The sequence below is a fragment of the Proteinivorax tanatarense genome (genome assembly GCF_040267685.1).
In the GTDB taxonomy this organism is placed as follows: domain Bacteria; phylum Bacillota; class Proteinivoracia; order Proteinivoracales; family Proteinivoracaceae; genus Proteinivorax; species Proteinivorax tanatarense.
Genome location: NZ_CP158367.1, coordinates 1,948,650 through 1,964,207 on the forward strand (window position 1 = coordinate 1,948,650; position 15,558 = coordinate 1,964,207).

11 protein-coding genes are annotated in these 15,558 nt (G+C 33.9%); 2 read left to right on the plus strand and 9 right to left on the minus strand.

Annotation, left to right across the window (positions count from 1 at the left end):
- Positions 1-170 precede the first annotated feature (170 nt).
- The gene (locus tag PRVXT_RS09705; RefSeq protein ID WP_350342676.1) at positions 171-1,817 is read right to left on the minus strand and encodes a putative ABC transporter permease subunit; all 1,647 of its coding nucleotides are present in this window, start codon (positions 1,815-1,817) and stop codon (positions 171-173) included.
- Between the two features lie 6 nt (positions 1,818-1,823).
- Positions 1,824-2,570: an ABC transporter ATP-binding protein gene (locus PRVXT_RS09710; RefSeq protein WP_350342677.1), complete on the minus strand. Its 747-nt coding sequence runs from the start codon at positions 2,568-2,570 to the stop codon at positions 1,824-1,826.
- 348 nt (positions 2,571-2,918) lie between these two features.
- Here PRVXT_RS09710 and PRVXT_RS09715 point away from each other — a divergent pair, with 348 nt between their 5' ends.
- Positions 2,919-3,389 (plus strand): TasA family protein, encoded by a 471-nt coding sequence (locus PRVXT_RS09715; protein WP_350342678.1) that lies wholly within the window; start codon positions 2,919-2,921, stop codon positions 3,387-3,389.
- Positions 3,390-3,429: 40 nt separating this feature from the next.
- Here the strand turns inward: PRVXT_RS09715 and nagB are convergent, their stop codons facing one another.
- The 6 genes from nagB to sppA form a co-directional block, all read right to left on the minus strand.
- The gene (gene nagB, locus PRVXT_RS09720; RefSeq protein ID WP_350342679.1) at positions 3,430-4,158 is read right to left on the minus strand and encodes a glucosamine-6-phosphate deaminase; all 729 of its coding nucleotides are present in this window, start codon (positions 4,156-4,158) and stop codon (positions 3,430-3,432) included.
- A gap of 196 nt (positions 4,159-4,354) precedes the next feature.
- Positions 4,355-5,917 carry a GGDEF domain-containing response regulator gene (locus PRVXT_RS09725; RefSeq protein ID WP_350342680.1) on the minus strand — a complete coding sequence of 521 codons (1,563 nt, stop codon included), beginning with the start codon at positions 5,915-5,917 and terminating at the stop codon, positions 4,355-4,357.
- A 127-nt stretch (positions 5,918-6,044) separates the two neighbouring features.
- Complete coding sequence (locus tag PRVXT_RS09730) at positions 6,045-7,634, minus strand: ABC1 kinase family protein (protein ID WP_350342681.1); 1,590 nt, start codon at positions 7,632-7,634, stop codon at positions 6,045-6,047.
- 16 nt (positions 7,635-7,650) lie between these two features.
- Positions 7,651-7,956, minus strand: coding sequence for a phasin family protein (locus tag PRVXT_RS09735; RefSeq protein WP_350342682.1), 306 nt, complete (start codon positions 7,954-7,956; stop codon positions 7,651-7,653).
- Between the two features lie 189 nt (positions 7,957-8,145).
- On the minus strand, positions 8,146-11,655 hold the full coding sequence (gene nifJ, locus PRVXT_RS09740) for a pyruvate:ferredoxin (flavodoxin) oxidoreductase (protein ID WP_350342683.1): 3,510 nt from the start codon (positions 11,653-11,655) through the stop codon (positions 8,146-8,148).
- A 412-nt stretch (positions 11,656-12,067) separates the two neighbouring features.
- Complete coding sequence (gene sppA, locus PRVXT_RS09745; protein WP_350342684.1) at positions 12,068-13,747, minus strand: signal peptide peptidase SppA; 1,680 nt, start codon at positions 13,745-13,747, stop codon at positions 12,068-12,070.
- Positions 13,748-14,051: 304 nt separating this feature from the next.
- On the opposite strand from sppA, the gene PRVXT_RS09750 reads away from it, so the two are divergent.
- Positions 14,052-14,579, plus strand: a complete 528-nt coding sequence (locus PRVXT_RS09750; protein ID WP_350342685.1) for an FmdE family protein — start codon at positions 14,052-14,054, stop codon at positions 14,577-14,579.
- Between the two features lie 36 nt (positions 14,580-14,615).
- Here PRVXT_RS09750 and PRVXT_RS09755 read toward each other — a convergent pair whose 3' ends face one another.
- Positions 14,616-15,467 (minus strand): methyl-accepting chemotaxis protein, encoded by an 852-nt coding sequence (locus tag PRVXT_RS09755; RefSeq protein ID WP_350342686.1) that lies wholly within the window; start codon positions 15,465-15,467, stop codon positions 14,616-14,618.
- Positions 15,468-15,558: the final 91 nt, after the last annotated feature.

Genomic DNA, 15,558 nt, shown 5'->3' on the forward strand with positions numbered 1-15,558 from the left:
TTAAAAAAACTTATTTGCTCACTGTTCGTTACATTATATACAGTAATTTTAATATTTAATGTTATTAGCCGACACCTGCTTATTGTGTAAGGATTTGCTTTTCTCCTATTAAGTTTTTATTTACTGGCTTAAGATATGTACGTTTTGATTTTAATTATTTTCTCCCTTTATCAAAATTCCATCTTGTCCCATGCCTTTGCCCCTAGTCTGTAGGTGTATGTTAGCTGAAGTACTATTGTTACTATTGCTATAGTGGCAATAGTAGGCATGTTTAATATGACATTTATCCATGAGCTTGAAAAAAGAGGTTTAGCTTGGTATAAAATAAAAAGTCCTATTGTTAAAATCAGATATATTGCTGGTGCCACAAAGGATATTAGTCCTCCAAGAAAATTTTGTTTTTTATAATAACACTGATAGTATATGATTTCATAGGATTGATTTAGAGTTGTATAACCAAGGAGTATTATTAGTTGTATAAGTACTATTGTTATCAGGGTAAACATGGTTTGTTGTATAGAAAACAACAAACCGGATAATCCCATGCTTAATATAACGGCTGAAGGAACATAATTCATTATCAGCCTCGCTGTTAATACATCTTTTGCTTTTAAAGGTAAAAATTTTAGTATTGAAAATTGATATTTTGCTGCATATGGATTCAAGATGATTTCGCTGCTAATCAATAGTACCGATGTTCCTGTTGTAACTAAAAACATTCCGCCCAGCATTGCTGCAGAAATTATCAAGTTGAAACTTATATCACTTGAAGATAGATAAAATAGCATTGCTATATATAGTCCATATAAAACCAGCGCTCCAGCCATGATGTCGTAATTTTTTGTCGCTCTTATCCATTCATTTTTTACAACACAAAAAATAGGATGTAAGTTGTTAGAGGCAACTTTTAAATTACGTTTTGACTTTAGCTTTTTGTTTTTTTGTTTGTGTTTAACGTATGAGTTATTCATCCATCCTGTAAAAAAATTATGTTTTGCTATAAAATATGTTAAAAACAGTATAAAAGTTGCCACTGCTAACAAATATGCTAAAGGTTTTAGTGCAGCAACTTTAAAACCTGAGGCAATTTGAGTTAAAAGTTCAGCCCCTGACACAAAAGGGATTATCAAAATAATTGACTCTTCAGTTATGACTCTCTCTGCCAACTTAATTATAGGCTGAGGAATTTGCAAAATATCAGTAAGAACTATACCCCATACCAAAACAAAAGCTAAGAAATTTCCTATATTTACTATGTATCTGTAACTTTTTATAGACAGTTTTTTTAAAAGAAGCATACCGATAATAATGCCAATACTTGCTGCCATTGCTGCCACAATAAAATAAACGATAGGCAAAAGAATATAAAAAAAAGTTGTGGCATTTATTGAGATAGCTAACGATATATAAAAAGGAAAAAAAAGCAGAGATTCTTTACCTATGCTTATAAATGTATGATTAATCAATTTAAAAATAAGAATAACGCCAGGATTTAACGGCGTAGTGACAAAATAGTTTAGGTCAGGAGATTTGTAAAAATTAGCAACTAGATTTGTTAGGCTTGAAAACAGTTGAAAGGTGAATAGTATTGCAAAGCTAATAATGAAAATTAGAGCTAATATAACCTGTATTTCTTGCTGAGGAACATTTTGCAAATCATAAAAAAACCTTGCATTTAAGAAACGAACTACTAGTACAAAAAAAGTAATTATAGCTAGGAAAAATGCTATAGATGTGGCAGCTTGTTTTTTATTACCAAAAAATCTATTTACAAACATAATCCACTGCATTTTATATAATAATAGTAAGTTATTCATATATTTTTATTCACCTACTTTTTTTCCAGCTTCTTGTTGGGTTATATTAACGAAAACTTCTTCTAAAGTTGCTTTTGTTTTCGCTTTTTGTTGAAGTTCTTCTAAGGTCCCGATTGCCACTAATTTTCCCTTTGAAATAACAGCTATCCTATCACAAATCTGCTCTGCTATTTCCATTATATGGGTAGTTAAAAGAACGGCTGTATTTTCTTTATAGGCCATATGTTTTATTATGTCTTTTGCCTTTTTTGCGCTAACCGCATCCAGCCCTAAAGTTGGTTCATCTAAAAGTAGAATATTAGGATTATGAATTATTCCTGCTATAAGTGCTATCTTTCTTCTCATACCTCTGGAGTAAGTCTCTATAAGTTCATCAGCTTTTTCCTCTAGCTCAAAATCAAGTAACATTTTTTCTATTCTTTGCTGCCTTTGCTTTGGAGATAAATTATAAACTTCTCCGACAAACTCCAAAAACTGCCTTCCGGTAAGTTTTTCATATAAAAAAGGGTCATCAGGAACATAACCTAGCTGCCTTTTTGCTTCAGTAGGCTCTTTTATTATGTCGTAATCACAGAGAGTAACGCTGCCTTGAGTGGGAATTAACATGCCGCTGCACACTTTTATAGTAGTCGTCTTACCTGCACCATTGGGTCCTAAAAACCCCAATATTTCGCCAGATTTAATTTCAAAATCTATTCCGTCAACAGCTACTATGCTTCCATAGCTTTTATGTAAATTTGATACTTTTAACATTTCTAACCTCCTAAGCAAAATATTTTAGATAATTACAAAAACATACTCCATATAACAGTCTTTTTATAAATACATTCTCCGAACCCTAGTGTCATTTTAGATACCAAGGTTCATTTCTAGGTGACATATTAATCAGGAGTTTATAATCTGAACATTTTGCAATTGCCTATAATTATTTTATCACTATCTATCAACTATGTTAACAATTTTTTGAAATCTACTACTTGTTTACTCTAAGCATAGCTATGACAAAGTCCTAACCTTTTAGATTCAGTAACTTTAATTAAAGCTAATCATATTATAACTGAGGCATTGTAAAACAATAAGCTTTGAGAAAGGGGGATTTAAATGTCTTATACAATTTCAGCTACTAACCAAAACAATCAAGTTGGTGCAGGTAATGTATCGTTAATTGTCACTGAAGAAAATATTTTTGATGTTCTTGATATGGTTCCAGGACAGGAAGAAACTGGCCAGATTACTGTGACAAATGATGGTGAAGTTAATGTTAATTATTTTATTTTTGCTGATTGGAAGCCTGCTAACGAAGAAACTTCTACAGTACAGGCCCAAATTCTAGCTGATCGGTTGCAAGTAAGGATTGAAGATGATGAGCAAAACGAGCTTTATGACGGTTCATTATCTGGACTATCCGAAGTTGAAGGAACCGAAGCACTTGGTTTAGAAGACCCCGACGACTCTGATGAATTAACTTTTACTATAACTTTGCCCGAGGATGTAGGAAATGTTGTGCAGAATATAAACATAACAGTAGATCTAGTATTTGTTGGTGAAGCTGTAGAGGAAGAAAACGACTAAAATATAAAAAAACAGCGGGAGCATATCCGCTGTTTTTCCTTTACTTAAGTAGCTTACCTGCCTGTTCATCTACCAGAAGAATCAAATCTTGGTGGGTTTGCAACAATGATGCTGGTACCTTTGTTGTTACATGTCCTGAAGTCATTTGTGCTATTGCTTCTGCCTTATTCTCACCCGATGCTAATAAAAGTATTTTTTTTGCTTTCATAATTGTAGCAATTCCAATCGATATAGCTTGTTTTGGGACTTGACAGCTTGATTCAAAAAAGCGGCTATTAGCTTCTATTGTCTGAGATCTTAAGTCCACTAGATTAGTTAAGACATTAAGGCTATCGTCAGGCTCATTAAAACCTATATGGCCATTTTCTCCAATTCCTAACACTTGAAAGTCTATTCCACCACATTTTGATATTTTATCTTCATAGGTGTAACATTCTGTTACAACATTCTTTGCGTTTCCTTTGGGAAGATGACATTTAAAAGGTGGTATATTTATATGGTCAAAAAAGTTGTTTTTCATATAAGAGTTGTAGCTTTGAGGATGGTCAGGTGATAGCCCGTAGTATTCATCTAAGTTAAATGTGGTTACTTTAGAAAAGTCAACTTCATTTCTTTTATACATTTCAATTAAGTTTTTATACATTCCTAAAGGGGTGCTTCCAGTAGCTAAACCTAGAACTGAGTCAGGTTTTAATAATATCTGGCTGGCTACGAGCAACGATGCCTTTTTTGACAAAGATTCATAATCTTTTTCTATAATTATTCGCATAAAAGAACCTCCTCCCTTTTGTTTATTAAAAGGTAAAACTTTATAAAGTCCTATGGCTAATCCTGCCCAGTTTGTCGTGCCCAATTGGGTTTGCTGCATACTAGCTAATTTCTAAAGGGTAGCCTTACAACACTATTAGACGTATTACCTTTTTTAGAACTTAATTGTAAAGCTTGTACAAAGAATCTAGCTAGTCTTATATTAGTTTTTTTATCCTTCCTTCCAGTTCTTTCAGCGTAAAAGGCTTTATAATATAATCGTCTATTCCCATTTTTAACCCCTTGATAATTTCAGCTTTATCTTTGGTTTCACCTAAAAGCAACGATTTTGTTTCTTTGTCAGAAAGCTCTTGGTATACATTAGATTGTTCGATATCAGAAAAACCTATATCTACTATTGCTATATCAATTTTATAGTTTTTCAAAAGATGGGATGCTTGACATACATTATCAGCATGATTAACAGACAACTTTAGGTTCTTTAAACGATTTTCTAATAATTTTTCCAAAATAGGATCTTTTAATACTAGCAAGGCACTTTTCTTTTTATGGGAAGCTATTGTTTCGGTATATAAAGAGATGTTATTTTTAGAGCTATTTTTCACAGTATAGAGAGCTTTGTCCGCGTCATTTATAACATCTTCAAGTGCATGGTTTTCACCATTCTTTTCTGATATGCCACAACTAAATTTAACTTCTATAGATATATTCTCTTCTTCCTCACATTGTATTTTGTTCTGAGATACTACATCTTTTATTTTTTTTATTATTTTATAGGCGTTTTCTTTAGATGTATTTGGAAAAGCCAATACAAATTCATCTCCGCCAAATCTAAACAACTTATCTTCAGATCTTATATTTTCACTAATTAACTGACAAAATTTAGTCAGTACTTTATCACCAGTTAGGTGTCCATATGTATCATTAATTGTTTTAAAATCATCTAAGTCAATAAATGCAAGAGAAAAAGCATTTAGTTCTTTAGAAAACATATTAAAATATCTTTTGGTATATGCACCAGTAAGGGCATCAGTATTCACATCTTTCTGATGATGCTCTTTCTTTTTCAAAATTTGCTCTGTTCTAGCCTTAAGTTCTATATCCTTAATTGGTTTTATCAAAAGATCTTCCACACCTTTTTGTAAGGCGATAACTTTTTTCTCTAAATTTTCCTCCTTGGACATTAATATTATTGATGTATATGGAGAGTTTTTTTCAATTTCATCTACCAGCTCTAAGTTATTATTTCCTCGTATTTCTGTTTCAGCTATGACAATATCTATGTTTTGGTTGTTAATTACATCTAAAGCTTTTTCCGTTGTAGAAGCTATGTTAACTTTATATCCTTCTTGGTTAAATAAAGTATCTAAGGTATCCAAAGTTACTACATCTTTATCTAAAATAAGAATATTTCCTGTATATGTAAACCTAGTGTACTCTTGGTTTAAGCTATTTTTTTCTTTTTCCAGTAAATCATTTATTTTTGTATAAAGTTTTGCCATTCCCAAAAGGAGTAAAGAATAGGAGTAGTGCTTTTCACTCCAAGAGCATTTATCCGCCTTTAACCATTTTTTACAGCTATGTGCCAGCTGAGTTAACTCATTGAGCTGTAGTTTTTCACTTTCAATAGAAAGAATGTCAAAAAAATTTTCTAGTTTTTTTCTTGACTTAGGCGTTTGATTTACTCTATACTCCAACAGCGTAATAATGGCATCATTTATTTTTTCTCTCTGTTCAATATAAAAATTACTTAAGTTCAATTTCAAGCACCCCTTATTATCGGAAAAAAGTCTTTATTATATTTTATATGAATTGCAGAAATAATTAAATAGATTTTTAAAATAATTATAAAACGTCAAATCTTCTCATGTTCAAGAAGATTTGACGTTACATTTTTCCTGAGCGTATTATAAAGAATATTAATACTAATCCCATAAGACCGGCCCCTAAGTAACCAATCAACCCTATGGCAGACACACCATAAATACTTGGACCGGCTTCGGCTACGATAACAATTGATGAGGCCATTATTAAAGATGAGGTTATCAAGCCCAGAACTATTCTATTACCCGTTTTACTTATTTCTTTAATTCCCCGCTCTAGGTTTGTATGTTCCATTTGCACCTTTATTTCATTGCGGGAAAGTTTGTTAAGCACTTCCAGAAAAGTTTGAGGAATCTTTAAACCAGCAGATGCTGTATCATAAATTCCCTTCAACTGCCTTAACGCTTCTTTTTTGATGTTCTCCGGCTTTAACATTTGCTCTCTGACATAAGGGGCCATTAACTCTATTGCATTAAAGTTAGGGGTAAGTTCTGAAATAACTCCTTCAAGGGTAAGCATTGCTTTAGCTAAAAGTGCTACATTTTTGGGGATTGCTATATTGTTTTTTAAACATACATCAAAGCTATCTTGGATTGCCTTAACCACATCTATATCATGTAAAGGTTGGTCTAAGTAGCTATCATGAATAACTTGAACATCACTGGCTAGTTTATTTTTGTTAATAGAACCTTTTATCACTCCCACTCTTATGATACTTTTAACAACTTTGTCTATATCTTTTGAAACTATAGAATGGAGTAGTTGGTTAAATCCTTCACGTTGCTCTTTTGGAATTGATCCCATAGCTCCAAAATCGATAAAAGCTATTTTGTTTTCGGAAATTATTATGTTGCCGGGGTGAGGGTCTCCATGAAAAAAGCCTTCTTCCAATACTTGATGGGCAAAATTATAAACCAGCTTTTCTATTATATCGTCTATATAGTATCCTTTTTCTTTTAATAATTTAGTATCGCTCAGTTTTATTCCATCGATATATTCCATTACCACAAGGTTTTTTGTAGTATACTTCGGATAAACTTTAGGAGCTTTTATAAATTTAAATCCTTTGTTGTTTTTTCTAAACTTTTCAATATTTCTTGCTTCATTTTCAAAATCTAGTTCTTTTAAAATATGCTCCCATAACTCTTCTATTATCTCATCGGCTTTAATCACTTCTGTCCTGACTAAATTAGGAATAATTTGAATAAATAGGGTGAATCTTTTAAGTAAATGTAAATCCTGTGCTAATGTTTTTTCTATTTTAGGTCTTTTTAGTTTAAGAACTACCTTTTCACCTGATTTTAATCTAGCAGTGTGAACTTGAGCAATTGACGCTGAGGCTATAGGCTTAAGATCAAAATCACTAAACTCTTTATTTACATCTATTTTTAATTCTTTTTCGATTATTGTTTTAACTTGTTCCTCATCTAGCCTTTTAGCATTATCCTGAAGTTTTTGAAATTCTGCTATATATTCAGGGGATAAAATATCTGGCCTTGTTGACAGGATTTGGCCTACTTTTATAAAGGTCGGTCCTAACTCCTCAAAAGCTTTTCTAATTTGGCTGGGGTTTGCTCCGCCATCTTTGATACCATGTTTTATAAATACCGATACTATTTGCTGAAACCGCTGTCTGTTAGTTTTAGTTTTCATAGTTTAGAAGATACCTTTATGATAAGGTATCTTCTTCCTCCTCTAACCGTTCAATTCGAGTTTTTAATTGGTCAATATCTTCTTTTGTTGCTAAGTTAAACTTTTCAATAAGGCCTTTGACGGTATTTAGTTCTGCAAACTCTTGAGAAGTTTGGTCTGCTTTTTCAGTAAATTTATTTTTCAATTCTTGGTTTAACTCTTTGCCTTGCTGCACTGTTATTTCACCTTTATCTACCATTTCTTCAACTAAATCCGTTGCTTTCTCATAAGTGAAAGTTGCAGTTCCTAGCCCAGCTAAAAGTATTTTTTTCAATGTACCCATCTTTTTAACCCCCTTTTTAACTTTATTTATTTTGCATGATTATATAACTTAAGGCTATAAATGTCAAATTGCTCTAAAATAACTTATTTTTATCATCTTTACTTATAATATACATTTTTATATATAAAATATACATTAGACTTAAGCAAAGCCCATTGCCAGAGGCAATGGGCTATTAGCTTATGCTATCTATTTTTGGTTAGCTAGGTTTAGATAGCGTTGATACCTTTCTTTAGCTTCCTCCTCAGATTGAGCAAACAACTCTTCTGCTGTTTCTGGGTTGGTCTTAAGAAGGGCATTATATCTTACTTCACTTAGCAAGAAGTCTCTAAATGGTTTGGTTGGTTCCTTAGAGTCCATAACAAATGGATTTTTACCTTCTTTTTTAAGTTCAGGGTTAAACCTGTACATGTGCCAGTAACCCGCTTCCACTGCTTCTTTTTGTTGGTTTTGAGTACGTCCCATTCCTTCTTTAATACCGTGTGCAATACATGGTGCATATGCAATAACGATAGAAGGTCCTTTGTAGCTTTCAGCTTCTTTAATAGCTTTAAGGAATTGGTTTTTGTCTGCTCCCATAGCTACTTGGGCTACATAAACATATCCATAGTTTATTGCCATTGCTCCTAGGTCTTTTTTGCTTGTTTTCTTACCTGAAGCAGCAAATTTAGCGATAGCCGCTGTTGGAGATGCTTTAGATGATTGGCCACCAGTGTTAGAGTAAACTTCGGTGTCTACAACCAAAATATTTACATCTTCACCAGAAGCTATTACATGGTCTAAACCGCCGTAGCCAATATCATATGCCCAGCCGTCTCCTCCAATAATCCACTGAGATTGCTTGATTAGGAAGTCTTTTTTGTCAATTATTTGTTTTACTAGTTTATTATCAGCTTCTTTTTCAAGAAGTGGTAGTAGGTTTAAAGTAGCTTCTTTAGAGGCTTTGCCGTCATCTTTGTTTTCAATCCAAGTAGTGAAAGCATCTTTAAGCTCTGTAGAAATGCCAGATTCCATAGCTTCTTCCATTAAATCTTTAATTTTGCTTCTTATTTGAAGGGAAGCTAGTGCCATACCATAGCCGTACTCTGCATTGTCTTCAAACAGAGAGTTTGCCCAAGCTGGTCCTTTACCTTCAGAGTTTGTGCAATATGGCGTCGATGGCGCACTACCACCCCAGATAGATGTACATCCAGTAGCGTTGGCAATCATCATTCTATCGCCAAATAGCTGAGTAATGGTGTTAATATATGGAGTTTCTCCACAGCCTGCACATGCCCCTGAAAACTCAAGTAAAGGTTGCACAAACTGACTACCTTTTAATGTTTCAATGTTTGTACGGTCTGATTTGTCTGTTAAAGTAACAGCAAATTCCCAATTATCTTTCTCTGAAATTTGGGTTTCAAGTGGCTCCATAGTGATTGCCTTTTTCTTAGCAGGACAAACATCTACACAATTTCCACAACCAGTACAGTCTAAAGGAGTTACTTGTAGACGATACTTTAATCCTTTAAAATCTTTGCCCATCGCAGGCTTCATTTCAAAAGAAGCAGGGGCTTTCTTTTCTTCATCTTCGTCAATTAAAAACGGACGTATTGCTGAATGTGGGCAAACATAGGAGCACTGGTTACATTGAATACAGTTATCCATATGCCAGCAAGGAACATCAACAGCGATACCACGTTTTTCATATTTAGAAGAACCCTGCATTAGCGTACCATCTTCAGCTCCTACAAAGGTGCTAACTGGCAAACTATCTCCTTCTTGAGCGTTAACCGGGATAAGAATGTTTTTGATAAAGTCTGGAACATCTTGCTCTTCTTTCTCTTCATCTTTAGCATCCTTCCAACTAGCTGGAACGTCAATAGAAACAAGAGCTCCGATACCTTCATCCACAGCTTTGTTGTTCATCTCAACAATTTTTTCCCCTTTAGAGCCGTAGCTAGCTTTTATTGCATCTTTAAGATATTTTGTGGCATCATCAACAGAGATTATATCTGCTAACTTGAAGAATGCAGACTGCATAACCATATTTATTCTGTTGCCTAACCCAATATTGCCAGCAATGTCATATGCGTTTAAGGTATAGAACTTGATATCATTTTCAGCAATATAGCGTTTCATGTGAGCTGGCAGTTTTTCATCAAGCTCTTCTGGACTCCACAGACAGTTTAATAAGAAGATTCCACCTGGTTTTAGACCTTTAAGCACGTCATATTTATCAACGTAGGCTTGGTTATGACAGGCTATAAAGTCAGCTTGATCAATCAAATAGGTAGATTTAATAGGCTCTTTTCCAAAACGAAGATGTGATATAGTTACCCCACCAGATTTTTTGGAATCATAAGAGAAGTATCCTTGAGCATACATGTCGGTATGATCTCCGATAATTTTAATAGCAGATTTATTAGCACCTACTGTACCATCTGAGCCAAGCCCCCAGAATTTACATCTAACGGTCCCTTCAGGAACTGTGTTAATTTTGTCTTTTACTTCTAAAGAAGTGTTAGTTACATCATCTATGATACCAACAGTAAATCTATTTTTATGCTCATCTTTAAGGTTGTCAAATACAGCCTTAATTTGAGATGGTGTAGTATCTTTGGAACCAAGGCCGTAGCGACCTCCAATTACCACAGGTGCTTCTTTGTTTTCAAAGAATAGTGTGCGGATATCTTGATAAAGTGGCTCGCCAATTGCTCCTGGCTCTTTAGTTCTATCTAAAACACAGATTTTCTTAACTGTCTTTGGAAGAACATTAAAGAAATATTTTGGAGAAAATGGTCTGTATAAATGAACTTTGATAAGTCCAACTTTTTCACCTTTAGAGTTTAGGTAGTCAACAGTTTCTTCTGCAGTTTGAGTAACAGAACCCATTGCTACAATAACTCTTTCTGCATCTTCAGCACCGTAGTATGTGAAAGGCTTGTATTCCCGACCAGTTAACTTAGATATTTCTTGCATGTATTCATTAACTGTATCGTCAACTTCATCATAGAACCTGTTAGCAGCTTCCTTAGCTTGGAAGAAAATATCAGGGTTTTGTGCACTTCCTCTTAGCACTGGTCTTTCAGGGTTCAATGCTCTATCTCTAAAAGCTTTTAAAGCATCATAATCTACTAATTTAGAGAAATCTTCATAGTCAATCACTTCAATTTTTTGCATTTCATGAGATGTTCTGAACCCATCAAAGAAATGAACAAAAGGAATTCTTGATTTTATAGAAGATAGATGTGCTACACCCGCTAAATCCATTACTTCCTGAACACTTCCAGAAGCTAGCATTGCAAAACCAGTTTGTCTTGTAGCCATAACGTCTGAGTGATCACCAAAAATAGATAGGGCATGACCAGCAACCGCTCTAGCACTTACATGGAAAACAGTCGGCAAAAGCTCGCCAGCAATTTTGTACATGTTAGGGATCATAAGCAATAAACCTTGGGAGGCAGTAAAGGTAGTTGTCAAAGCACCACCCTGTAATGAACCATGTACTGCACCAGCAGCACCTGCCTCTGATTGTAACTCACTTACTCTTACTGTTTGACCGAAAATGTTTTTACGACCTTCTGCACTCCAAGCATCAACTTTTTCTGCCATGTCTGATGATGGAGTAATTGGATAAATAGCAGCTACATCTGTAAAAGCATATGAAACATAAGAAGCAGCTGTATTTCCATCCATGGTCTGCATTTTTTTAGACATTTTCAAAAACCCCCTTTTGTATTATTTAAATATATAACAGGCTTTGCATAATAACTAAAAACAGAGCAAAACTTTTTAGAATAAACATATTATTCTGCACTGTTATAGTATAGCAAATTGCCTTTATATCGTTTTGTAGGCCATTTTAATATGTATAAGATTAGTTTTTTGCAAAAGTTTGTCTAGTGTTCTATAATACAATCTGTTTCACAAAAACAACTAAACATGTTATAACACAGTGTTTATGACTATATTAGAAACCTATTTATATAATATCATATCTTTTAATTTTATGGTACAGTTTTTTTAAGTTATTGAAACACACTGCAAAACTTCATACTTTTGTAATCTTTTAACTGTGAAATTTTAAAGAGAATTATCCTTATTTTAATAAGGACAATCCTCTTTAATTTTATGATTTTTTTATCCACATAGTTGGTGCAGCGTACAGGTTTTTTCCTTCTAGCGAATTTAGATCACCTAAAACAGTGTTAAGTTTAGCAGCTGAGTTGATAGGTTGGATAAATTGCTCTGGCTTAACTCTAATTTCTTTTAGGGGTGTTTTGTCGTCTAAAGATGTTAAGTTGTATATCTTTTTTAAAGCTGTTTCTATCCCTCCTAAATCATCTACAAGCCCAATTTCATACGCCTGTTTACCTGTCCAAACCCGGCCACCAGCAACTTTTTCTACTTCCTCTTTTAGCATGCTTCTACCATCGATTACCCTATCTAAAAATACTTCATATGTTCTAAATAAAGATTCTTTAATTTTCTTCTCTTGATTTTCTGTGAGTTTGTTTTTGCCTTCTAACATCTCGGCATTTTCCCCTCTGTTAACACTTTCGTAGTTCAGCAACATTTTTTCTAACATTTTTTTATTAACCACCTTGCCATATATCACACCTATGGATCCCGTTATGGTGCTAGGCTGCGCGATTATCCAGTCGGCAGTGGTAGCTACATAGTAGCCTCCTGATGCAGCCACTGATGACATATAAGCTACAACCGGCTTTTCTTTTGCCAACCTAGAAATTGCAGAGGCCATTGCCTCTGATGAAGTAGCTGAGCCTCCACCAGAATCAATATAAATTACAGCAGCCTTAGCCCTTTTGTCTTTCTGAACTTTACGAATTTGGTCAACTACTGTAATATCACCAACCCTCTTGCCTCCTAAAAATGGGATGGGTAAATCAAATGGAGTAGTTGAACTTTTCCCATCAATAATATTCCCCTCTATCCTAATTAACGCAATATAGTCTTTAGGTCTTTTTATAGAAGGCCTTATTAAAGATTTTTGTGCTTCTTTAAAGTTTTTTATAATAATCTTTTTACCTTCCAAGTCTTTTAGGTAGTTGAATATATCTTCTTCATTTAACAGTTTATCCACCAGTTGATTTTCAACAGCCTTTTTATCTACATAAGGGGAGTTATCTATTATTTTTTTAGCCTGCTCTACTGTTACTCCACGACCTTTTGCTATGGCTTCTAAAGTTTGTTCATATAGTGAGTCTAAAATCCAGTTGTTCATCTTTTTTACTTCTTCTGTCATCGTTGTTTTTGTCATCGCATCTGCGGCAGATTTATAAGGACTTACATTGTACATTTGCATTTCTATACCTATCCAGTCCAAAGCACCTTTTATAAACATTGTGCCTGTCCTTAAACCTAATGGATCTATTCCGCCCCCTGGTTGGAGTAATATTTTATCAGCAACGGATGCTAAATAATAGGTATTAGTAGTATATTGGTATGAATAGGCCACTACCTTTTTACCCTTCATTTTTGCTTGATGTATAAAAGTGCGAAGCTGTTGTATTTGTGCCATAGTCAAGTTAAGATTCGGTCTTATAACAAGCAATATACCCTCTACTTTGTCATCATTTCCCACTTGTTCAAGCTGAGCACATAACTCTTGTATGCTTTTTTTAGGCTTTTTAATTTTGCTTTTAATAAAGTTTTGCTTTGGTTCTTTTAAGTCAACATATTGGCCCTCTAAAAAAAACCTAACATAGTCAGGGGATTTTTTAATTTTTCGGACCCTATTAGATATACAATAAATGCCATTTTGTACCCCATAAAGTAAATATCCCATACTTTTACCCTCCTTTATTTTTTGTAAATAGGCAATTGCAAAATTTTGAACCCTTTGTTTATAGATAGAACTTACTTTCCCATTTTTAATGATAAATTTTAAAAAGGAAATTTAGTTTTTTTGCAAACCTAATAGTCTGTATATATATCTATATTTGGTATTTTATTAAAATTTCCTCTTTTTTTATTAAAAATTATATTTTGCGTGATTTTAGGTTTATGTAGAAGGAAAATGATTACAGTTGCAGAATTACTTATTATAAAGAAAAGTTTTTAAATAATAAATTTAGAAAAGAGGGAATACCATGAATGAAAAATTTTGGGATGAGTGCGTTGATTTTCACGGTCATATCTGCCCAGGTTTAACTATAGGCTATAAAGCAGCCCTGTTAGCCCGCAAACTATTTGGTGGTAAAAGTGCGGAAGATGAAGAAATCGTTTGTATAACTGAAAATGATGCCTGTGGTGTGGATGGTATTCAGGTAGTTTTAGGCTGCACCTTTGGCAAAGGAAACCTTATATACAAAGACCTGGGGAAAGTTGCCTATAGCTTTTATAATAGGGATTCTGACAAATCTTTTAGATTGTTATTTCGAAGAGATCTTAACGCTCCCCAAGCCCGAGAAGAAAAACAAAAATTTTTGCTGCACAGCAACGAAGAAGATCTATTCGATATAACAGAAGTTAAGGAGCCCCTTCCTCAAAAGGCAAAACTTTTTTCCACTGTAATTTGCGAAAACTGTGGAGAAGGTGCCGCTGAACATCGCATACGTTTAGTTGAAGGAAGTAAAACCTGCCTTCATTGTTATGATGAATATAGTCGCATAAATTAAAAGGACAGCCCCAAATAAAGAAGTGGGGCTGTCCTTTTAATCTATGGCTACAATTTCTTCTGCAAAATCTTTAATTTCTTTAGAAATTAAAGATAGCTGATTCAAACTGGCGGCCACGTTTTCGCTAGCTTGGGCCTGTTTTTCTGTTACATCAGTAGTGCCGTCAACTCCTTGGTTTACTTTATCAATGCAATCTTTAATATTTCTAAGAATTTGTTCAATTTCCTCCACAGAACTATTGCTAGTAGTTGCCAACTTTTGAATTTCTCCCGCTACAACGTTGAAACCTTTTCCTACTTCACCTGCCCTAGCCGCTTCTATTGATGAATTTATTCCTAGTATTTTAGTCTGGTGACTTATAGATTTTATTAGAGAAAGTACAGATTCAGTCCTATCAACTGAAACCACCGCTTGTTTAGATTCTGTTTGCAAAGTATGATTCATGTCCCTTAATTTTTGCACTCCCGTTTCTACCTCTTTTACTGCATCTCCCACAACTTGAAGATTCTTATTTAAAGTTTCTAAATCATTTTTTAGCTTATCAGCCATGCTTTTAAGCTCTGCTATTAATGTATTTCTACCTTGCACTATTTCCATTATTAAATTTGCACCTTTGCCATCAATTAGGGTGGTATTTTCAGATATGTTACCAATTAAACTTTTCTTAACAGCCGGCACTCCTGTGGCTTCGATAACACAGTCTATTTCTTCACTCAATAGAGGCAAAAAATCTTGTTTTGTTAGCACTCCGTTTTCTTTTGCAATCATTAACCCCGGAGCTTTTGGGTCTATATCAGTTACCCATGCTAACTCTACATTGCTAAGACCTGAAAGAACTCTTATTATTTCAGTTCCGCCTTCTCCACCACCAACTATCCCAATTTTCATATTAAATGCCCTCCTAATGTATATTAAATTAGGTAATAATGCTTTATTTAAAGTTTGTTTATAATAATGCATTTCAATCACCTAATTACAC